Annotated in this window: 19 protein-coding genes and 4 pseudogenes; 11 read left to right on the forward strand and 12 right to left on the reverse strand. The window is 64.6% G+C overall.

Translation table 11 applies throughout. From position 1 onward, the window contains the following. Nucleotides 1-46: 46 nt before the first annotated feature. Nucleotides 47-811, forward strand: a complete 765-nt coding sequence (gene wag31, locus L2Z93_RS07330) for a DivIVA-like cell division protein Wag31 (protein ID WP_090591013.1) — start codon at nt 47-49, stop codon at nt 809-811. 56 nt (nt 812-867) lie between these two features. After that, nucleotides 868-1,455: a hypothetical protein gene (locus L2Z93_RS07335; protein WP_109395669.1), complete on the forward strand. Its 588-nt coding sequence runs from the start codon at nt 868-870 to the stop codon at nt 1,453-1,455. 181 nt (nt 1,456-1,636) lie between these two features. Here the strand turns inward: L2Z93_RS07335 and L2Z93_RS07340 are convergent, their stop codons facing one another. The 11 genes and pseudogenes from L2Z93_RS07340 to L2Z93_RS07390 form a co-directional block, all read right to left on the reverse strand. Beyond that, on the reverse strand, nt 1,637-1,954 hold the full coding sequence (locus L2Z93_RS07340; protein ID WP_090591017.1) for a hypothetical protein: 318 nt from the start codon (nt 1,952-1,954) through the stop codon (nt 1,637-1,639). Next, complete coding sequence (locus L2Z93_RS07345) at nt 1,954-2,340, reverse strand: heme-binding protein (protein WP_090591021.1); 387 nt, start codon at nt 2,338-2,340, stop codon at nt 1,954-1,956. The genes L2Z93_RS07340 and L2Z93_RS07345 overlap by 1 nt, the downstream gene beginning before the upstream one ends. After that, a complete protein-coding gene (locus L2Z93_RS07350; RefSeq protein WP_234786197.1) occupies nt 2,337-4,697 on the reverse strand; it encodes an arylsulfatase in 2,361 nt (786 codons plus the stop codon). Before L2Z93_RS07350 ends, L2Z93_RS07345 begins: the two co-directional genes overlap by 4 nt. Before the next feature lie 259 nt (nt 4,698-4,956). Beyond that, nucleotides 4,957-5,271: pseudogene (locus L2Z93_RS07355) on the reverse strand (type II toxin-antitoxin system VapC family toxin); the annotation flags it as partial. Between the two features lie 8 nt (nt 5,272-5,279). Further along, nucleotides 5,280-6,506 carry a type II toxin-antitoxin system HipA family toxin gene (locus L2Z93_RS07360; RefSeq protein ID WP_090591026.1) on the reverse strand — a complete coding sequence of 409 codons (1,227 nt, stop codon included), beginning with the start codon at nt 6,504-6,506 and terminating at the stop codon, nt 5,280-5,282. Beyond that, a complete protein-coding gene (locus tag L2Z93_RS07365; protein ID WP_090591029.1) occupies nt 6,503-6,712 on the reverse strand; it encodes a type II toxin-antitoxin system RelB family anti-toxin in 210 nt (69 codons plus the stop codon). The genes L2Z93_RS07360 and L2Z93_RS07365 overlap by 4 nt, the downstream gene beginning before the upstream one ends. Before the next feature lie 363 nt (nt 6,713-7,075). Next, entirely contained in the window at nt 7,076-7,510 is a 435-nt protein-coding gene (locus L2Z93_RS07370) for a type II toxin-antitoxin system VapC family toxin (RefSeq protein ID WP_012394840.1), read from the reverse strand. Between the two features lie 3 nt (nt 7,511-7,513). Next, a pseudogene (locus tag L2Z93_RS07375) lies at nt 7,514-7,968 on the reverse strand (type II toxin-antitoxin system Phd/YefM family antitoxin). Between the two features lie 486 nt (nt 7,969-8,454). Next, the gene (locus tag L2Z93_RS07380; protein WP_012394838.1) at nt 8,455-9,033 is read right to left on the reverse strand and encodes a carboxymuconolactone decarboxylase family protein; all 579 of its coding nucleotides are present in this window, start codon (nt 9,031-9,033) and stop codon (nt 8,455-8,457) included. Continuing rightward, complete coding sequence (locus L2Z93_RS07385; protein WP_090591032.1) at nt 8,996-10,168, reverse strand: zinc-dependent alcohol dehydrogenase; 1,173 nt, start codon at nt 10,166-10,168, stop codon at nt 8,996-8,998. The genes L2Z93_RS07380 and L2Z93_RS07385 overlap by 38 nt, the downstream gene beginning before the upstream one ends. Continuing rightward, nucleotides 10,165-10,533 (reverse strand): annotated as a pseudogene (locus L2Z93_RS07390) (hypothetical protein); the annotation flags it as partial. The pseudogene L2Z93_RS07390 and the gene L2Z93_RS07385, both read right to left, overlap by 4 nt. A gap of 275 nt (nt 10,534-10,808) precedes the next feature. Here L2Z93_RS07390 and L2Z93_RS07395 point away from each other — a divergent pair. The 5 genes and pseudogenes from L2Z93_RS07395 to L2Z93_RS07415 form a co-directional block, all read left to right on the forward strand. Then, entirely contained in the window at nt 10,809-11,333 is a 525-nt protein-coding gene (locus L2Z93_RS07395; protein ID WP_008256180.1) for a TetR/AcrR family transcriptional regulator, read from the forward strand. A gap of 53 nt (nt 11,334-11,386) precedes the next feature. After that, on the forward strand, nt 11,387-11,824 hold the full coding sequence (locus L2Z93_RS07400; RefSeq protein WP_041325313.1) for a PaaI family thioesterase: 438 nt from the start codon (nt 11,387-11,389) through the stop codon (nt 11,822-11,824). After that, nucleotides 11,824-12,735 (forward strand): alpha/beta fold hydrolase, encoded by a 912-nt coding sequence (locus tag L2Z93_RS07405; RefSeq protein ID WP_012394833.1) that lies wholly within the window; start codon nt 11,824-11,826, stop codon nt 12,733-12,735. The genes L2Z93_RS07400 and L2Z93_RS07405 overlap by 1 nt, the downstream gene beginning before the upstream one ends. A gap of 92 nt (nt 12,736-12,827) precedes the next feature. Next, nucleotides 12,828-13,406 (forward strand): TetR/AcrR family transcriptional regulator, encoded by a 579-nt coding sequence (locus L2Z93_RS07410; RefSeq protein ID WP_172827193.1) that lies wholly within the window; start codon nt 12,828-12,830, stop codon nt 13,404-13,406. A gap of 147 nt (nt 13,407-13,553) precedes the next feature. Then, nucleotides 13,554-13,979, forward strand: a pseudogene (locus L2Z93_RS07415) (IS1380 family transposase); the annotation flags it as partial. A 69-nt stretch (nt 13,980-14,048) separates the two neighbouring features. Here the strand turns inward: L2Z93_RS07415 and L2Z93_RS07420 are convergent. Beyond that, a complete protein-coding gene (locus L2Z93_RS07420) occupies nt 14,049-15,014 on the reverse strand; it encodes a helix-turn-helix transcriptional regulator (protein ID WP_046188922.1) in 966 nt (321 codons plus the stop codon). Between the two features lie 162 nt (nt 15,015-15,176). On the opposite strand from L2Z93_RS07420, the gene L2Z93_RS07425 reads away from it, so the two are divergent. From L2Z93_RS07425 to L2Z93_RS07440, 4 genes are all read left to right on the forward strand, one after another. Further along, nucleotides 15,177-15,497, forward strand: a complete 321-nt coding sequence (locus L2Z93_RS07425) for a 2Fe-2S iron-sulfur cluster-binding protein (protein WP_012394830.1) — start codon at nt 15,177-15,179, stop codon at nt 15,495-15,497. A gap of 71 nt (nt 15,498-15,568) precedes the next feature. Beyond that, nucleotides 15,569-16,909 (forward strand): cytochrome P450, encoded by a 1,341-nt coding sequence (locus L2Z93_RS07430; protein ID WP_046188902.1) that lies wholly within the window; start codon nt 15,569-15,571, stop codon nt 16,907-16,909. Continuing rightward, nucleotides 16,906-18,108, forward strand: coding sequence for an NAD(P)/FAD-dependent oxidoreductase (locus tag L2Z93_RS07435; RefSeq protein WP_012394828.1), 1,203 nt, complete (start codon nt 16,906-16,908; stop codon nt 18,106-18,108). The genes L2Z93_RS07430 and L2Z93_RS07435 overlap by 4 nt, the downstream gene beginning before the upstream one ends. Nucleotides 18,109-18,384: 276 nt before the next feature. Further along, entirely contained in the window at nt 18,385-19,767 is a 1,383-nt protein-coding gene (locus L2Z93_RS07440) for an IS1380 family transposase (protein ID WP_099541447.1), read from the forward strand. Nucleotides 19,768-20,029 lie beyond the last annotated feature (262 nt).

The raw sequence follows: 20,029 nt of genomic DNA on the forward strand, positions 1-20,029 counted from the left end.
AACTCGCAGACCGGTCCGACCGCAACAACTGGCAAGGGGTCAGAGAATGCCGCTCACACCCGCCGACGTGCACAACGTCGCCTTCAGCAAGCCGCCGATCGGCAAGCGTGGCTACAACGAGGACGAGGTGGACGCCTTCCTCGATCTGGTGGAAGCCGAATTGACCCGGCTGGTCGAGGAGAACGCCGATCTGCGTCAGCGGGTTGGCGAGCTCGACCAGGAGGTCGTCTCGGCCCGCAGCGGCGGCGCCGCCGTCGCCGCCCCGGTCTACAGCGAGCCGGCGCCCGCGCCCGCGCCCGCCTATGAGTCGGTGCCCGGCGAGGAGGCGCACGTCAAGGCCGCCAAGGTGCTGGCCCTGGCCCAGGACACCGCGGACCGCCTGACCGGCGGCGCCCGCGATGAGGCCAATAAGATGCTGGCCGACGCCCGCGCCAACGCCGACGCGTTGGTCACCGAGGCGCAGGCCACCGCCGACGCCACGCTGGCCGACGCCCGGTCGCGCGCCGAGGCCACCCTCGCCGACGCGCAGAGCCGCTCGGAGACCCAGCTGCGTCAGGCCCAGGAGAAGGCCGACGCCCTGCAGGCCGACGCCGAGCGTAAGCACGCCGAGATCATGGGCACCATCAACCAGCAGCGCACCGTGCTGGAAGGCCGGCTGGAGCAGCTGCGCACCTTCGAGCGCGAGTACCGCACCCGGCTCAAGACCTACCTGGAGTCCCAGCTCGAGGAGCTGGGCCAGCGCGGCTCGGCCGCCCCGGTCGATTCCGGCGCCGGCGAGGGTGGCTACAACCAGTTCAATCGGGGCAACTAGCCTGGTGGGCGTCCGCCGGATGACCCGCGGGCGCCTAGGGAAGGGATGATCAGGCAATGTTGATCGTTGCGCTGGTTCTCGCCGTCATCGGCCTGGCCGCTCTGGTCACCGCTGTGGTCACCAGCAATGAGCTAGTCGCGTGGGTCTGCATCGGCTCCAGTGTGCTCGGCGTGATCCTGCTGATCATCGACGCGATCCGCGAGCGCACCCGCGCCGAGGCCGGGTATGAGCCCGCCGCCGACGCCAGCGCCGGCGGGACCTTCAACGCCGAGAACGCCGACGAGGCCATCCCCGCCGAGGCCGCCATCGCCGAGGGCGCCACCATGGACGACCCCGAGGTGCCGGTGGAGACCGTCGAGCTGGCCGACGACGCCGAGGAGCCCGTCGCCGAGGAATCCGCCGAGCCGGTGGACGAGTCGGCCGAGGAACCGGCTGAGGCCACCGAGGAAGCCGAGGAGCCGGTGGAATCCAGCGCGGAGCAGCTCGCCGACGAGGTGCCCTCCCCGCAAGCCGAAGCCCTCGAAACCGACGAGGTCGAGGCGCAAGAAGCCGAAGCCGCGGCCGACGAGGCGTCCGATGAGGCCGCCGATCAGGTCGAGGCCCAGGTTGAGGCCGACGAGGTCGAGGCCGCCGACGAGAAGTAACCCGCGCTCGTACCTCAGGGCGTTGATCCCGGGTCGCGGACCAGTGTTGCGAACCCGGTCAGTGACGATCCGCGGACCAGTTGCATGTCCTCCATAATCAAGAATCTGTCCCACAGAATCAAGATCGGAGCGTGCCTGCTGAGGAAACCGCCTCGGGCCGTGAAGAACTGATCGAGGTTCGCTAGTTGCAGCCGCCGGCGTGGACCCACCGGCCGTTGTAGCCGATGCAGCCACTGACGTTAGATCCCGGTGGCGGTGGGGGCGGCGGGGTGTCCTCGGGCAGCGGCGCGTAATACGCCGGTGGCGGCGCATAGGTGTTGACGGCCCCGGCGATGTCGACGCATCCGCTGACGTTGACCCGTCGCCCTGCGCCCACGCAGACGTCGGCGGCGGCGTCGCCGGCGGGGGCGAACAGCACTACGGCTCCGGGCAGCGCGGCGGCGGTCAGCGCCACCGCCAGCACGCGGGCCGGGTATCGACGCTGCGGGTGGCCCGCCATCACTGTTCTCCCAGTCGGTTGACGTCCTCATAGCCGCACCGGGTGCGGAAGTCCTTCAGCGGCTGACGGATGCCCTTCAGTTCGGCGTGCTCCTGCGGGTGGGCGTCGAAGAAGTCGCGGATCGCGTCGGGGGCTTCCTCGTTCGGCAGGCCGTGCAGACCAGTGAAGAAGCCGTCGACGTCGGGATGGGTGTAGAGGTAAGCCGACGTCGCGGCGGCGACGCCGGCCGCGATCCCGGCCAGATCGGCGGCGGCGCAGTTGGGTGGACGCACCGGCTCCGGTGTGGGGTCGGCCGCGGCCACCCCGACTCCGCCGACGCCGACGCCGACGGCGACGGCAGCGACTGCGAGCTCGAAGGCGCCGAGACGGCGATACAGGTGATTCACTGGTGGGTCCTCTCTGAGTAGGCGACGTGAACCTTGCGGATCAGTCCTTCGAACGGGAACGGCGCCCGATCCCGGTAGTCCATGGACACCGGGGAACCCAGGCAGACGCCGATGTCGAGGCAATCGTTGGCGGTGAACAGCAGCGGCGCGCTGACCGGCACGGTTCCGGAGACGACGTCGACGCCGTCCACCGCGATGCTGACGGTCAGCGGCCCGGCCGGTCTCATCGCGGCGTACCAGGTGGTCACGGTGATTGTGTGCGGCCCCGCCGCGATCGGCGCCGGTGACCGGATCTTGGTCTTCTGCAGGATGAACAAGTTGTACTCGTAGCACAGCCGTCCGTTGTCGAAGAAGCAGGTCAGACCGCCGGCCCCGCTGCCAAGCGCGTAGAGCACGCCGTTGGCGTTCGCCGGCACATCCAGGTCGATGGTCACGGTGTTGTTCTTGTTCCCGAGACCCGGTGCGCAGAACTCCGGCATCCGGATCATGTCGCCGGAAAATTCCCACTCGGTGAACGGCGGCGCGATCCGCAGTTCGGGGTGATAGACCGGCACCCACAGGCCGCCGCCAATCGGCAGCACCGCGTTCTTCGCGGCCTCGATAGCGAACGTTTCGCGCATCTGGGCCAGCTTCTCGGGCATCTGCTCCGCTAGATCGTGGGCCTGGGTCCAGTCCTCGTCCAGGTTGTAGAGCTCCCAGGTGTCCTGGTCGGGGGTCCAGGTGGCCATCCCCGGCGGCAGGCCGGGGATCCACGGCAGGCGCGGCCCGACGGCCCCGGCGAACCATCCGTCGTGGTAGATGCCGCGGCTGCCCATAATTTCGAAGTATTGAGTCTTCTTGCCGCCCTCGGCATCCCGATCCACCAGGGTCTGCGCGAACCCGACACCAGCCAGCGGCATCTGGGTCTCCCCGGACACCGTGCGCGGCGGTTCGATCCCGACCACCTGATAAATGGTGGGCACGACGTCGTTGCAGTGCAAGAACTGGGTCCGCGGCACCGGGTCGGCGGCAACTTTGGCCGGCCAGCGCACCGCCATCGGGTTGCGTGTGCCGCCCAGATGCGAGGCCATCAGCTTCATGCCCTTGTACGGCGTGGAACCAGCCCAGGCCCAGCCTGCGTGGTACTGGTTGTCGACCAGCGGCGAACCCAGCACATCCAGGCCACCCAGCTCATCGAGGGCGTCGATGTGTTGGCGCACGGTGGTGGGAATGCCGTTCTGCGCCAACAGCTCCGAGATGGTGCCGTTCTGCCCCTCGCCGGACGAGCCGTTGTCGCCCCAGATGTAAAGGAACAGGGTGTTGTCGGCGTACCCCAGGGCGTCGAGCTCATCGGCGAGCCGGCCCACCTGCACGTCGACATGCTCGGCGTAGCCGGCCGCGACTTCCATCAGGCGCCGCTGAAACGGCTTCTCGTCCTCGGGAATGTCGTCCCAGGCGGGCATCTGCGGATGCCGCTCGGTGAGCACGCTGTCCTGCGGAATCCAGCCGGTGCCCTTGGCGCGCTCGAAGACGCGCTCCCGGTAGGCGTCCCACCCGTCGTCGAACTTACCGTCGTACTTGTCCGCCCACTCCTTCATGACGTGATGCGGGCCGTGCACGGCGCCGCTGGCCCAGTACATCAGGAAGGGCTTGTCGGCGTTGAAGGCCTTGTGCCGGCGCAGCCAGGAGATCGCGTCGTCGGCGAGGTCCTCCGAGAGGTGGTAACCCTCCTCCGGGGTACGCGGCGGCGGCACGACGGTGGTGTTGCGCACCAGGTTCGGCTCGTACTGCGAAGCCTCGCCGGCCAGGAAGCCGTAGAAGTATTCGAAGCCCAGACCGGTGGGCCAATTGTCGAACGGGCCCGCCGCGGTGGTCTCCTCGGCGGGCGTGTTGTGCCACTTGCCGAACGCGGAGGTAGCGTAGCCGTACTGGCGCAGCACCTCGGCCACCGTGGCGCTGGACCGCGGGATCTTCCCCGCGTAGCCGTCCCAGTCGTTGGCCAGTTCGGCGATCTGCCCATTGCCGATCTCGTGGTGATTGCGGCCGGTCAGCAGCGAAGCGCGGGTGGGCGAGCACATGGCGGTGGTGTGGAATCGGTTGTACGTGACGCCTTCGGCGCAGATCCGGTCCATGGTGGTGGTGGTCACCTCACCGCCGAACGTCGACGGCAGGCCCGGACCCGCGTCGTCGATGAGCACGATCACGATGTTCGGCGAGTCCTCGTGCAGCCGCGCCGGAATCTCGCGCGGGTGGTACGTCGACTCGGCCAGGGTTCGCCCGGCGATGCTGCCCGATGGCGTCGGCGGGAATGGCAGGACACCGCCATCGGGCAGCAGCGGCGCCACCACAGTCGCCGAAGTGTGGAGTTCCTTGGCCAACGCAGCCCCTTTCTCAAGCAGGGATAAATCTTGCGCATATCGTCACTGGTTAGTCTTGACATCGGAGGGCAAATATTTGACAGTTCGGGACACGGCGTCGGACGCGCGGGCGCCGTCCTGAGCTTTTGTGTTCACAGTTGTGCCGCTCGTGCGGCGACGGACCCTCGCGAGGCCTTCGTCACGGGTCGAGACGTGGTGAGTCGGCACGCCGATCGTCGTCCGTGCCGGGGTTGGCCCACTCTGATGTCGGGCTCGGGCTAGGGTCGAGTTGGGCGGGGGCGACCCGGCACCCGGCGGCTTGTGCTCCGGTGTGCAGGCGTCGGTCCCACACGGCGACGATCACGCCGGGGTCGCCGACTGCCAACGCGCTCGCCAAGTGGACAGCGTCGGCGCCCCGCAAGGCATGCGTCCGGGCGAGGTGGCCGGCGTGCTGTTCGACCTCCGAGGTGAGTTCGACCGGGCGCGTGGCGGCCCAGAATTGCTCCCAATGGCCCTCGGCCTCGGCGAGTTCAAAGTCGCTGAGGCCGTGATTGCGGGCTGCCGCGGCGAGGGCGCCGCGGACTTCGGGATATGCCTGTCAGATCACCTCAAACTGTCGAGCCTGGTGTACAGCATTTGTGCGAGGCGCTCTGTTTGTTGGTCGTCAAAACCGATCTCGCCACATCTATCCGGCCATGCAGTTGCGGCATCGATCATGGCGTCGATCATGTTTTTCGTAGCCCGCTCGCGTATTCCGAGTCGTTCACCCGCCTCGATGAAGTTGGCGCGCGTGAGGCGGTTCGCGCGTCCGTACAGGTTGAGCGCCATGGGGTCGTTCCACCCGGTGTACGGCTGCGTGCAGAGCAGATCGTAGGCGGGGGTCGGCTGCCACAATCCATTCGGGTTGTAGATCGACATGTTCTTTCCGTGCAGGTCCCCGTTCCCGATCAGCCAGCTGAAGACAACAACTTTCAGCAATTCGACCAGTGCTACCACCCGCGACCCGCCTCCGCGCCCGCAGGCATCGGCGAGGGTCGTCAACGCGGTCTCCGTATTGATGCGGTACTTGGACGCCGGATACAGGTCGGCGACCTGGCACGCGTCTTCTTGCGGAATCCGTCTTGTTCCAACGCGGTCAAATCGATGCACCAATAGGGCGCTGCGCCCCTGCGCATCGTGTAGCAACGTTGTCTGAGCGACTCGCAGTCCGCATGCCGATGCCATCCGCATGAAGAAGTGCTCGTTTTCGACGAGGAGCGGGAAGCCGGCAGGGTTCAGCTTGAGTATTGCGGGGCCTGCGCGAGTTTGAGTCGGAGTCGACATCATGCCGGCACTGACTTTAGGTTGAACTCCTGACAAACCGACAGGGTCGGCTTCGATAGAACCCATCAGCTTCACAAATACTGCATGAAAGTCGTTGTCTCGCTCCGGTTCGAATAGTGGCGGCGGCAGGAGGGGAGCTGCGCCGGCGGGGAACACTCGAATGTTGCCGATAGTGTCGGCGCCGATCGCGAGCAGCAGCGTCAGATGGTCATCCGCCGATGTCTTCGTTGATGAGGTGACGACGCCGAGTCGGACACCCTCTGGCAAAAGGCCGGCGAAAAACGGTGGAATGGCCCCTCCTGCGGTTGTTATCGGACACTCGCCAGACCGCGGTAATGACCAGGAAACCGATCGATCTCGTACCCGGCCATCGCCAGGTTCATCCGCCACATAATCGAAGCTGACGGCATCTCCACGTTGGCGGGTCAGGTGGGCGGCTAGTGCCTCGCCGAGGAATACGTCGGCTTTGGCGACCTCGCGAAGGTCGAGGCCGATTCGGTCGGTCATTCAGACCCCGAACTCAACTCGAGGCGCAGGCCAAGGATGTTGGCGATCTCTAGGACCGAACTGATCTTGGTCGCACCGGTCCCCGCTTCCAAGGTTTGGACGCTGTAGCGCGACACCCCGGCCAGGTCGGCTAGCGTCTCCTGAGTGAGCTGCAGTGCTAGTCGTCGCTCGATGAAGGCTTGGCTTATGCCTGCTAATTCAGGCATAAGGTCCCCGCGTTGCGGGTTTGTCCGTCTCGGGCGCGCCATGCCCCTCCTTATGCTTGATAAATCATGCATAACATAGGATCGGCCTCTGGTGTGGCGCTGTCCAGCTGTTATGCCTGATTTTTCACACATAAGGGCGGCTTAAGGCCGCGGCAGCTGTGGGGTTCGTGCCGGAGTAGGTGTCAGCACGCATGAAATATCCGCCCCAGCCGGGGTCGGAGTGGATTTTCTGAATACTCAGCTAACAAAAATTGTGTCCGAGGGGGGACTTGGCCACTTACGACACGGGTTCTGACCTGGCGAATCGGTACCTGATCGTCATCCATGCCGGGGTCGACCCACCTCTGACGTCGAGCGGTCGGATTAGGGGTCGAGTTGGGCGGGGGCGAGTCGGCACCCGGCGGCTTGGGCTCCGGCGTGCAGGCGTCGGTCCCAAACGGCGACGATCAGGCCGGGTTCGCCGACTGCCAACGCGCTGGCCAGATGGACAGCGTCGGCTTCGCGCAAGGCATGGGCGCGGGCGAGGCGGCCGGCGTGCTGTTCAACCGTGGCGGTGAGTTCGATTGGGCGGGTGGCGGCCCAGAAGTCCTCCCAGTCACGCTCGGCGTCGGCGAGCTCGGATTCGGTTAGGTCGTGATTGCGGGCTGCTGCAGCGAGTGCGGCGCGGACTTCGGGGTAGGCCAGGCGGCTGGACAATGCGGCGTCGCAGCCGTCCCACAGCGCGGATGCCAGCGAGCTTCCTGTCTCGGTGGTGAGAAGTTTAACGAAGGCGCTGGCGTCGAAGTAGACGAGCGGCACCGGTCAGCGCCGCTGGTCGCTGACCTGGTCAGACACCGGCCGCCGCGGTCGGGGCCGGGACCGTCCCGCAGCGACGGGCCGCTGCGCGGTGGCCCTGGCAATCACGCCTTCGGCCGTGAGACGCTCCAAGGTGCCTGCGCTGTCCAGCGCAGCGAGTCGCGCGACCGGAATCCCGCGGTCGGTGATGACGACCTCATCACCAGCCCGAACTCGATCGAGCCAATCGCTAAGGTGCGCGCGCAACTCGGTCACGGATACCTCCACACCGTGAACTGTACACTCGCTGAACCGTGATTTGTACATGTCACTTCTGAGTGTGGCAACGACGACCTGAGAGATTGACCCGCGCAAGCCGGAGGCGAGGTGGCAACGGGCCGGTACACCGATTCGTCCGCGGTGCTGGCGACGCCGAGACGGTCGATATTATGGTGGCTGGTGGCCTTCCGTCCAAGCTGCATCCGAAGGTGTTGCGGCGGAAGGTGTTTGCCGTCCCCGGTGGGACTTCGGCGCGGCTGGCGTTCGTGGTCAGCTGTATGAAGACGGCAGCGCCTCGGTGTCGGACGCCGGGTCTAGCTTGCAGCAGCGGGCTCTTGAATTCTCTGCGTGAGGTGCTGTGTGCGGTGACTGCCGACGATCGCCTTCATTGGCGTTCTGTTGCCAGCGACCCGATTGAACGACTCTCCCAGTAGTAACAGTTGGCCTGAGTCGCGAAGAACCTCGACATCCCTTGGATCGTATTCGTATGACGGAGCGTGCTTCAAGCTGGTGTAGGCGTCCCAGAACAGTTGGCTCCACATGTCCAGTTGGTGGCATTACCCCGAGACCGTGGCTAAGAGACCGAAATTACAACTACCCGTTTGAAATTCAATAGCCCACAACTGACTAGGAACATAAGGGGTAACCGAGCTTCAACTTGGGTGCGATTGCTGAACAACCGTTTTTACTCAATCGTCACGTCGAGGGGCTCGCCCATCGGGCGGCCAGGAGTCGGTACCCGACTCAAGCGGAATATTCAAGGATCGAAGCAGGATCGAAAAGAGCCGCCAATTGGCGATCGCTCCGACAAGTTCGACCAAAACCGCGTGATCGCCATTGAATGCCTTGTGGCACGCGGCCCAGTTTTCCTCGGCAATGACCCCGTCACGTACCACATCATCGGTCGCCGCCAGGACCGCACGCTCGGCATGGCCCAGACGATTGGAACTCTGCCAGTCACGCACCGCCAGAAGGTCATCCGAAGCCACACCGAGCAGCGTCGCGATTCGCCAATGCTGTGTCCACTCATATACCGACCCCGTTACCCAGCCGATGCGCATGATGATCAATTCGCGTAGCCGGGCGTCGAGCACACCGTTAAATAGCAGCGCCTCAAGCATTCCGTACAGGGCCACTGCGAGGCTCGGCTGGTGAAGTGCCACGCGAAATACTGACAGTTCTGCCATCTCTGCGGGCAGCCCACACTCGGCAGCCCGCAGCCGGGCCTGCTCAAGGTCGAGCATCGGTACGCGTTCCGTTCTCGTCACGTGTGACCTTCCTCTGTTGAAGCTCCGCATGCTGTGAGGGCGTGGGCACGAAGACGTTGTGCAGGGCCGCACTCGATTTGGCATTTTCATCTGCAAGCGAACTGAGCAGCGGCGCGAGACCAGCGAATCCGGTTGATTCTCTTGTGATCCGGTCGAACGGCCAGCGGCGCGTGGCCAGAATCTCGAGGGCTGCCCGGTAGGCGGGATACTCCACGCCGAGTGCACCGGCGATGTGTAATTCCTTATACACCAGCGTGTCTGGTTCAAAGCCGGGCGCGCCGCCTCCGCCGCGGGTGCCAGCAACCACGACCCTGCCGCCAGGCCTGGCAAGGGCGACGGCGTCGGCGAACGCGGAGGGTGCTTTGGCGGTGACATCGATGACCACGTCGGCAAGCTGTCCGCCTGTCTCACGCTGGAGCGCTGTCACTGCATCGTCCTGCGATACGTCGATGGGCAGGTCGACACCGAATGATCTGGCTATGGCCAGTCGCTGATCGTCGCGTGGACCGATGCCGGTCATCGCGACGAAAGCGGCTCTCGCCTCTTTCGCCGCCACCGCCGCGCAGATCCCGCGGATGCCCGGTCCCAGTATCGCTACGATACCCCCCGCCTTGGTGTCGGGAAGAGTTTTCCCCCATTGGATACCGGCCCCGAGAGGGTTGAACAACGTGGCGAGAACGGGGTCCATGTCTTCGGCAATCGGGAGTAGCATCGCGTCCCACGGAAGCTCCACATGGGTGGCGTATCCGCCCCATAACCCGGCGCCGATCTCCACGTCGACGAACCCGAACATGGTGGCGATGCCGTTCACCGCACATCGCCGGTATTCGCCGCGGCGACACTCCGGGCAGTCTCGGCAGGACCGGAACACCTCGACGGCCACGCGCTGGCCGGCCCGGACGCACCAGCGTTCGCTGGCCGCATTGCCGACATGTTCGACGATGCCGACGATTTCGTGACCTGGAACGAATGAGAAGCCGGCAGGCAGGTGTCCGGTGAATTGTTCGTGATCTGTACCGCATAGACCACATGCTTCAACTCGCAGGATCGCACCGCGGTCACCGACGTCGGGGATGGTCATCTGGCGCCGCTCCAGATTCCGCGGTCCGGTCAACACCATGGCCTCGGCGATCATGGAAGCTCGAATCCCGTGGACGACCCTGTGTTTCGGAGGCAAACCGTTCTGCCAACGTACATCTCGCCCGCCATCGCCTCGGCAATCTGCGGATCGTCGCTGCGTGCGACGACTCTTCGCCCGTCGGACAGGTGCGCGATGGTCGGTGTCCATCGAGGTCGCCCGTCTCGGTCGTATTCGACCGTGTACCCGTCCACTGTCGCGCGACCGGTCGCCTCGTCGACGCCTGCGACGGCCAGCCGCGATGAATCGATCGGAGTTTGTTCGTCTGCCGTGTCGATCAGTCGCCACCCGGTTGGTGGAGGGGTGGCCGACCACACACCGACCGAATGTTTCGTCGAATACCAACCGAGGCCGGTGACGACGTCGTCCCCGCGATGGGTGACTTCGCCTACGCCGACCGCCACCGGAGTACGCGCTTCTACCGACAATCGATCACTCGCTCAGGGCCACGGGCTGTTGTGAGACACGAATGCGATGGTGTCATATCTGCAGTCAAGCCACAATGGTGTGCGCCCGCGGCATACTGGCTGTTGTGTCGACGAAGTTGGTGCGATGGGGTGCCGCCGCGCCGTCAGATCGTGATTCCGCTCGCGACCGATTGCTAGATGCTGCCGAGCGGTGCCTAGAGAGTTGCGGCGTGGTAGGCACGACCATGGAGGACATCGGCAGAACAGCGGGTGTCTCCAGGGCAACGGTGTATCGCTACTTCCCTAATCGGGAGGCGGTGATGTCGGGCGTCATCATTCGCGCCGCCGAGCGCTATCTCGATCGCATCAACCCCCGGATCGCGGAGCACACCGATCTGGGCTCCGCTCTCGTCGATTTCGTGGAATACACAGTTGAGGCCGCGCGCCGCGAAGAGATCATCGGATTGTTGTTCGGCAGCGACGAGGAACTCGCCGGCGTTGGCCTCGCGGCGGGGACCTCGACGTCACTCTTCGAACTCGTCACCGAGTTTCTCCGTCCCATCTTCAGGAGACACTGGAGTTACGTAGAACCGGGCGTCTCCGTCGACGACGCCGCCGAGTGGGTTCTCCGCACGATACTGAGCCTGCTGACTGTTCGAGGACCGCGGGAGCGCAGTCGTGACGGGCTCCGGACATTTCTTTCAAGGTTTCTCCTTCCCGCAATCCTGGCGAGCGACCATTGTCGACCGATGTGACAGACAAGGCGTAATGTCTCAACCACAGCTGAGGTAGGAGGCCGGACATGTCTGTGCAGTTCACCGCGTTCAACCAGCAGGTCGCTGAACAACTGCAGAGCGCAGCAGAAACCACGGGCGGGCTGGCCGGTTACCTCGGCTTCCGGCACACTGAATTCACTGCTGGACGGCTCGTCGCGGAGATGGACGCACGCGACGACCTGAAGACGCCTTTCGGCAACTTGCATGGCGGCTGCTTGTCGGCCATGGTCGACCATTGCCTTGGAGTGGTGTTTTATCCCGTGATTCCGATGGGATCCTGGGTCGCGACGACGGAGTTCAAACTGAATTTGCTTCGTCCAGTCTCCAGCGGAACCTGTGTAGCCACGGCTGAGATCATCTCGCTGGGCAGAACCAGCGGTGTGGCACGTATCGACATCTGCAACGACGGCAGAGCGGTGTGTGCGGCGCAGGGCACCGTCACCGTCGTCGCACCGAAGGCCATCTCTTGATGTCTGCAAACAGAGCACATGATTCGTCCGCTCCTGTCGTCGAGCGCGTGCCCACGGTGGATGGGCTCTCGCTGGCGGTCGACTTCTACCGCTGTGACGGACCGCGGGCGGTCGTGTTGCTCCTTCACGGCGGTGGTCAGAGCCGGCACGCCTGGGATGTCACCGCCCAACGATTGCATCAGCGGGGCTACACCGTTGCCGCCTACGACGCAAGGGGACATGGTGACAGCGACTGGGATCCAGACGGACGCTATGACATCGAACGGCTGGGGTCCGACCTGTTGGCCGTGCGCGCGTACGCCGGCTCCGCCCGCCCAGTTGCCGCGATCGGGGCATCGTTGGGCGGTTTGACCATCCTCGGCACGCACTTGCTCGCCCCATCGGAGCTATGGCAGGCCGTCGTCCTGGTTGACATCACTCCGCGAATGCAGATGCACGGCGCCCGCCGAGTCCTATCGTTCATGTCGGCCCATCCCGAAGGTTTCGACAGCCTAGAGTCGGCCGCTGACGTGATCGCCGCCTACAACCCGCACCGCCCTCGCCCCGAAAACGTCGACGGCCTTCAAAAAGTCCTCCGCCGACGTGGAGACGGTCGCTGGGCCTGGCGATGGGATCCGGCGTTTGCGACGTCGAATTTTCAGTTCCTGCAGAGTGATTCAGACGACGGCGCAGAGGAGTTCGAGATGATGAGCGCATTCCTTGTCGATGGCGCGCGACAGGTGTCCGCGCCGGCGCTGCTGGTCCGCGGCCTGCTGTCGGACATAGTCTCCGAAGAGACAGTGAAGGATTTCCTCACCTTGGTTCCCCACGCGCAAACCGTTGACGTGTCGGGCGCGGGCCACATGGTTGCTGGCGACAACAACGACGCATTCTCGACGGCGGTCGTCGACTTTCTCGACCGTACCGTTTGACGCCAGTCGTCGGGCTGCGCGGGAGATCCCAGTTCGCCACCTATTCTGCTCGTATGCCAACTGATTCGGCGCGGATGTCGTTTCGCCGACATATCCGCGAGCAGGTCTTGAGGGCGACACGGGAACTCACCATTGAGAAGGGCTGGGAACAAGTCCGAGTGAGTGAGGTCGCCGAACTTGTCGGCGTCTCCCGACCGACGCTATACAAGGAGTTCGGCGATAAGCAGGGACTTGGTGACGCGCTCGTGGTGGCCGAGGGTCAGCGCTTCCTGGAGGGTATCCACGCCATCCTCGCCGAACACACCGGCGACGTTCAGGGCGGCATCACCGCAGCGGTGCGGTTCACCCTGCGTGAAGCAGAAGCCAGTCCGCTCCTGAAGTCGGTGCTGACGTCCAGCCACTCAGGGGATGATCGCGCCGGTGCGCCGACGACGGGCGTTCTTCCTCTCCTGCCGACATCGGCGTCCCTGCTCCAGCTCTCCTCCGCGGCTTTGGTCGCGTGGTTTCACGACCACTTCGCCGATCTCGACTCCGAAGACGTCGAGGAGGTCGCAGACGTTCTGGTGCGGCTCACCGTGAGTCACGTCGTCCTTCCCTCCGCGGACATCGCCACCACGGGTGCGCGGATCTCGCGGGTGGCGCTCCGCTACCTCGGCGTTGGCTATAGATAGCTGTGACTTGAGCGGTCTTAGCCTCGATCCACTGACAATGGACTGTTTGTCGGGGTGTCGGGATAAGGAAAGTGCGTTCTGAGCTGGGAAGATTGATATTGTTCAGGCAACAATCGGTCCAGTTCGAGAACGGCACTTCCGGCGCGAGTGTCCCACACGTTCACCCCGCGGTCCGATGTGTTCGATGAGGACATCTGGTGTCGTGCGCGGGCCTGGTGCCGGTGATGGCGCTGGCTGAGCAGGCAGGCCTATCGGAGTTGTTGGCCAACAAGATTCACATCGCAGCTCCCAGGGTCAAGTCGAGGTCGGCCAATCCGGCTCCGAAACTGGCCACCCTGATCGCGAGCATGTACGCGGGCGCGGATTACATCGATGATGTCGACCTGGTCCGCGCTGGCGGCATAAAAACCCTTTTTCCGCCGGGTGTATCCCCCGTCAACGATGGGAACGCTGTTGCGGGAGTTCACTTTCGGTTATGCCCGCCAATTGGATTCGGTGCTGGCCGAGCATCTGGCCGGCTTGTGTGACCGGGTGAATCTGCTGCCCGGCGCGCAGGCTCGGGCCTTCATCGAACACCCGGGGAGAGGCGACGCTGCAGAAAGACGCCGCAAAGGTCGGGATCTCCGGACCCGCCGGGACAGCTCAATGTGGTGAGAGCCGAAACTCGCTCGGAGAGCGGCCGGTCCATCGCTTGAAGGCGTGTGAGAAGTTGGCGAGGTCGCTGTATCCGAGATCCGTGGCGATCTCACTCACCGATAGGGATCGGTCGAGTAGCTGCAGCATCGCGCGCTCGCGCAGGAATGCTTGGCGCAACTCGCGAAAGGTGGTCTCCTCTTCGGAGAGGCGCCGCTTGAGTGTGCTGGTGGACATCGACAGCTCATGTGCGAACCAATGTTTACTTCGGCGTCCGGGCTCCTTCTGCAGCAGCCGTCTCACCTTCTCCGAGAACGACGTGGTTTCGCTCCGCTGGTCGAGAGTTCGCTGCAGATCGACGATGGCGAGTCGGTATGCGACGGGATCGGAGAACCGGCACACCTCGTTGAGCGTGTCCGCGGGAACATGGAGGAAGGACATCGGAGCGTCGAAGAACAGGCGCCCGGCGGTAAGGTCGTCCTCGCGATCTTTCAAGGCGGCGGGCGCTGGCCAACTCAAGTGGAGTGTGAGGGTCGGCGCCGCACGGACGAGCATGTCCAGCAGTCGCAACAACGCCAACCCGGCGTACGTGACGGCGAGGCAGTCCAGGGCACGATCGCTGGTGTGTCCCCAGAGCCCGACGGTGAGGCCTTGGTCATCTGGATGAAACTGTGCTTTGACAGCCGTCGTGATCAACGGCAGATAAGTCAGCAGCTCTACGATCTCGGCCACTGAGCCCGCGCTGACCAGCGGAACACTCAGCGGGCCGAAGGACGTCAACTGTGCCTGTTCGGCTAACGCAAATCCGAGCAGCGTTGCCTGATCGATGTCTAGACCGGGGTACGCCTCACGAAACCACCGTAACGGGGCCTGGATATCACGCTGAATCAGCGTCGCCTCGTCGGTTCCTTCGCGAGCCATGATGTTGCGAAGCCGCGCGACGGCGTCTGGGTCAAACGCCGGGCTCTCGAGCATTTGCACGAATGCGAGTGGGGGCACACCCGCGTCATTGGGGTTCACTGACCATGGCCCCTTTGAGCCGAAATCACAAGTTTCTGACTCCGGCGAACATAGCCGCAGCGCTCATCTGGCGCAAGACTTGTGTCAAGTAACTGAGGACACGCAAGGAGCCTGGCTATGGCAGTTGTCACATTTGTCTCCCACGGCGGCGAGAAGTATGAGGCGCCTCTCGAGGAAGGTCAGTCACTGATGCGGGTCGCGACCAACAATGCGGTGCCCGGCATCGACGGCGACTGCGGAGGCGAAGCCGCGTGCGGCACCTGCCATGTGATCGTCGATCCGCAATGGTCCGATCGGGTCGGCCTCTCCGGGGCCAATGAAGAGGAGATGCTCGCGATGAACCCCGAGCGTCAGCCGACCTCCCGGCTGTCCTGCCAGATGCAGGTCTCTGAGGCGTGGGACGGTTTGATCGTCCATCTGCCCGAGTTCCAACTGTGATGACGAAAGAGAGGTGAGACGTGAGCAATATTCGCGAGGCAGTCACTGCCAAGGCTCAGGCAACAATTCCGATGGACCGAATAATCCAGGGCGCCCACCTCTACGACAGAACGCGGCGCTGGGTCACCGGCACCAACGGTGAAAAAATCTTCATCGAGCGACCGATCCCGCCGGCTGACGAGGTTGAACTGACCGACATCGACCTTAGCAATCCTTTCCTCTATCGTCAGGGTCGCTGGAAGTCCTATTACGAGCGCCTACGCAACGAGGCTCCCGTGCACTATCAGGCCCACAGCGCGTTCGGCCCGTTCTGGTCGGTGACGCGGCATGCCGACATCGTGGCCGTCGACAAGAACCACGAGGTCTTCTCCTCCGAGCCGTTCATCGTCATCGGGAGCCCGCCGCGCTTCCTCGACATTGCGATGTTCATCGCGATGGACCCCCCAAAACACGACCGGCAACGGCAGGCTGTCCAGGGTGTGGTCGCACCGAAGAACCTGCGTGAGATGGAGGGCCTCATCCGCGAGCGGGTGGTAGACGTGCTCGACGCTCTGCCGCTTGGCGAACCGTTCAACTGGGTGCAGCACGTCTCGATCGAGCTAACCGCGCGCATGCTGGCCACGCTGCTGGACTTCCCGTTCGAGCAGCGGCGCAAGCTCGTCCAATGGTCCGATCTCGCCACCTCCATGGAGCAAGCCAACGGTGGGCCCTCGGACAACGACGAGATATTTCGCGGCATGGTCGATATGGCTAGAGGTCTCAGCGCTCACTGGCGGGACAAGGCAGCCCGGACAGCTGCCGGAGAGCTGCCCGGCTTCGATCTGATCACCATGTTGCAGAGCGACGAGAGCACCAAGGACCTGATCGATCGCCCGATGGAGTTCTTGGGCAACTTGGTATTGCTGATCGTGGGTGGCAACGATACGACCCGCAATTCCATGAGCGGTGGTGTTCTGGCGCTGAACGAGTTCCCTGACCAGTTTGAGAAGCTGAAGGCGAACCCCGAGCTGATCCCCAACATGGTCTCGGAGATCATCCGGTGGCAAACCCCGCTCGCGCATATGCGCCGGATCGCCAAGGCCGACACTGTGCTCAACGGGCAGTTCATCCGCAAGGGCGACAAGGTCCTGATGTGGTACGCCTCGGGCAACCGCGACGAGCGCGTGTTCGATCGGCCCGATGACCTGATTATCGATCGGGCCAACGCCCGTAACCACATCTCCTTCGGTTTCGGCGTGCACCGCTGTATGGGTAACCGGCTGGCCGAGATGCAGTTGCGGATCCTGTGGGAGGAGCTGCTTCCGCGGTTCGAGAACATCGAGGTCGTCGGTGAGCCCGAGTACGTGCAGTCCAACTTCGTGAGGGGGATCAGTAAGCTGATGGTCCGCCTCACCCCGAAAGGTGGCGCATGACCGTGCAGCGAGCGGTCATCGCGGGGGCCAGCCACGCGGGCACCCAGCTCGCCGCCAGTCTTCGCCGAGAAGGGTGGGACGGCGAAATCGTCCTCGTCGGCGATGAGTCGGCGTTGCCCTACCAGCGGCCCCCGCTGTCCAAGTCGTACCTGGCCGACAAATGCGAACTGGCCGAACTCGCGATCCGCAACTCGGATTTCTACGCCAAGCAGCGGATCCGACTCCTGGATGCGACGGTGGCGGCGGTCGACCGCTCGGCTGGTCATGTCGTGCTGAGTACCGGCGACGCACTGCCCTACGACAAGCTCGCGCTGTGCACTGGCGCCCGGCCTCGTCGGCTCCCCACCCCGGGAGCGGACCTGGCCGGAGTCTTCTACCTACGCACCGCCGCGGACGGCGAGATGATCCGAGAGGCCGCCGGCCCCGGGCGTCGGGCGGTGATCGTCGGCGGCGGCTACATCGGACTGGAGACAGCCGCCTCGTTGCGTGCACTGGGTCTGGAGGTCACCCTGCTCGAGGCGACCGGGCGCGTCCTTGAACGGGTCACCGCCCCGGAGGTATCGGAGTTCTTCGACCGGATCCACCGGGAGGAGGGCGTCAACATCCGGACGGGCACGCTGGTCGAGGCTCTGTCCGGCGACGGCAGGGTCCGCGAAGTAATCCTGGCCGGTGGCGAATCAATTCCCGCCGACCTCGTCATTGTCGGCATCGGCGTGGAGCCGAACACCGAGCTCGCCGCCACCGCGGGCCTGGTCGTCGACAACGGCGTCGTGATCGACGATCAGGCCCGGACTAGCGACCCCGACATCGTGGCCGCCGGGGACTGCGCCAGCCACGACATGGCCCGTTACGGCCGTCGCATCCGCCTGGAGTCCGTGCCGAGCGCGGCCGAGCAGGCCAAGGTCGCCGCCGCGACCGTCTGTGGGAAGTCCAAGAAGATAGCGGCCCTTCCATGGTTCTGGTCAGATCAATACGACCTCAAGCTCCAGATCGCCGGTCTCAACACCGGGTACGACGAGGTCGTCCTCAGCGGCGACCCGACCCGGGAGCGCGACTTCACCTGCTTCTACCTCCGTGCCGGCGAGCTTCTTGCCGCCGACTGCATCAACCGCCCCCGCGACTTCATGTTCAGCAAGCGGGTCATCACGCAGCAAGTCGCCGTCGAACGGGCCGAACTGGTGCTCGCCGGCTCGGACTGAGGTGCCGGCGGTGCGTAGGCGGTGGGAACGACGACGGCGGATGCGACGCGTGTCTTGGAGAGGTACTTCAGTGACAATTGCCATCCAGCCCCGCTGGCAAAGGAACGCTAGCGGCTGCCCGGCGGTCGCCTTGGCGCAGCGCATCAGGACCTAGCCTCGCGCTTTCATCGTGAGTCGCCACGCGGGGTGTGTCGTGAATAGAGAAAGGTGCTCTGAACTGGGATAATTCGGATTGTCAAGATCTGAATTTCCACCAGAAGCCGGAGCACCTTTCAGGTGAAGAAGTCTACGTCGTCCTATCCTGCGTTGTCCGTGGAGGCCACCGGAACCGGGATCGTGTCTCATGCCGGGGCGGTTCTGCTGACACGCACCGCCGATGCGACCGGGTTGAGCAGCACCTTGACCAGGGCGTTGACACCGTGGCGCAAACCCCTGGCCACTCACGATCCGGGCAAGGTCCTCCTCGATCTGGCGATCAGCCTGGCTGTGGGTGGGGATTGCCTGGCCGATATCGCGGTGCTGCGCGAACAACCCGCCGTCTTCGGGCGGGTGGCCTCAGATCCGACAGTGTCACGGCTGATCGCCACCTTGGCCGCCGACGCCCCGGCGGCGTTGTCGGCGATCGACTCCGCCCGCGCCCAGGCGAGGGCAACCGCCTGGGCCGCCGCCGGAGACAACGCCCCCGATCACGGGCGCACAGTCGCTGATCCGCTGGCCATCGACATCGACGCCACCCTGGTCACCGCGCACTCGGACAAAGAGTCCGCCGCGCCAACGTATAAGCGCGGCTATGGGTTTCACCCGTTGTGCGCGTTCGCCGACCACGGCCCCGACGGGACGGGGGAACCCCTGGCCATCATGCTCCGCAGTGGCAATGCCGGGGCGAACACCGCCGCCGACCACAAGACGGTGCTCCAACAGGCACTGGAACAAATCCCCGGGATCAGCGGGTATCGGGTGGGCAAGACGGTGCTGGTGCGCACTGACACCGCCGGCGGCACCCATGAATTCCTGAACTATCTGCACGCCCGACGGCTGGCGTACTCGGTCGGGTTCGGGCTCACCGAGACCATAGCCGCCGCCGTCGACCAGATACCCGAGCAGGCGTGGACCCCGGCCTATGACAGCGCCGGCGGCGTGCGCGACGGGGCGTGGGTCGCCGAGCTCACGGGCCTGATCCCCCTGGCCGGCTGGCCGCCCGGGATGCGCGTCATCATCAGAAAGGAACGCCCGCACCCGGGAGCCCAGTTGCGGTTCACCGACCGAAACGGCCTGCGACTGACCGCATTCGCCACCAACACTGCTCGCGGACAAGTCCCCGACCTGGAATTGCGGCACCGCCGCCGCGCACGCTGCGAAGACCGGATACGGGCCGCCAAAGACACCGGCCTGGCCAATCTCCCGCTGCACGGGTTCGATCAGAACCGCATCTGGTGCGCCCTGGTCCAACTCGCCTGCGAGCTCACCGCGTGGACCCAGATGATCACCCTGGCCGGCCACCAAGCCCGACGCTGGGAACCCAAACGCCTCCGCCTGCGCCTGTTCAGCGTCGCCGCGAGGATCACCCGCCACGCCCGAAGGACACGACTACCCCTCTCGGCCACCGCGCCCTGGTCCGAACTGCTGGTCACCGCCACCGCCAAGCTGCAACCCGGATAACCGGACAGACCAGCACTGATAACGCCGACCAACGAAAGACCCCCCGGGAAGTGGAACCCGGCAGAACCCGCTGACCCGGCGACCCTGTCACACCCACCAGCAAGAATCAGCCCGCAGCAACACAATCCGAACCCCGACAAGCAGGGAGATCAACCGCACGAAAGATTGAGGCTAGTGGGGTTTCCCAACGAGCATGACGATTCTTTCCGGAGGAGCAGCGTCAGAAGTCGGTGCCTGTTCTGTTCTGTTCTGTTCTGACAAT

Origin of the sequence: Mycolicibacterium brumae, assembly GCF_025215495.1 — a bacterium.
Taxonomy (GTDB): domain Bacteria; phylum Actinomycetota; class Actinomycetes; order Mycobacteriales; family Mycobacteriaceae; genus Mycobacterium; species Mycobacterium brumae.

Bases quoted from the DNA above. Each gene is read 5' to 3' on its own strand.
- wag31 (WP_090591013.1), top strand. From the start codon at position 47: ATGCCGCTCACACCCGCCGACGTGCACAACGTCGCCTTCAGCAAGCCG.
- L2Z93_RS07335 (WP_109395669.1), top strand. From the start codon at position 868: ATGTTGATCGTTGCGCTGGTTCTCGCCGTCATCGGCCTGGCCGCTCTG.
- L2Z93_RS07340 (WP_090591017.1), bottom strand. From the start codon at position 1,954: ATGGCGGGCCACCCGCAGCGTCGATACCCGGCCCGCGTGCTGGCGGTG.
- L2Z93_RS07360 (WP_090591026.1), bottom strand. From the start codon at position 6,506: ATGACCGACCGAATCGGCCTCGACCTTCGCGAGGTCGCCAAAGCCGAC.
- L2Z93_RS07365 (WP_090591029.1), bottom strand. From the start codon at position 6,712: ATGCCTGAATTAGCAGGCATAAGCCAAGCCTTCATCGAGCGACGACTA.
- L2Z93_RS07385 (WP_090591032.1), bottom strand. From the start codon at position 10,168: ATGATCGCCGAGGCCATGGTGTTGACCGGACCGCGGAATCTGGAGCGG.
- L2Z93_RS07405 (WP_012394833.1), top strand. From the start codon at position 11,824: ATGTCTGCAAACAGAGCACATGATTCGTCCGCTCCTGTCGTCGAGCGC.
- L2Z93_RS07420 (WP_046188922.1), bottom strand. From the start codon at position 15,014: ATGCTCGAGAGCCCGGCGTTTGACCCAGACGCCGTCGCGCGGCTTCGC.
- L2Z93_RS07425 (WP_012394830.1), top strand. From the start codon at position 15,177: ATGGCAGTTGTCACATTTGTCTCCCACGGCGGCGAGAAGTATGAGGCG.
- L2Z93_RS07430 (WP_046188902.1), top strand. From the start codon at position 15,569: ATGGACCGAATAATCCAGGGCGCCCACCTCTACGACAGAACGCGGCGC.
- L2Z93_RS07435 (WP_012394828.1), top strand. From the start codon at position 16,906: ATGACCGTGCAGCGAGCGGTCATCGCGGGGGCCAGCCACGCGGGCACC.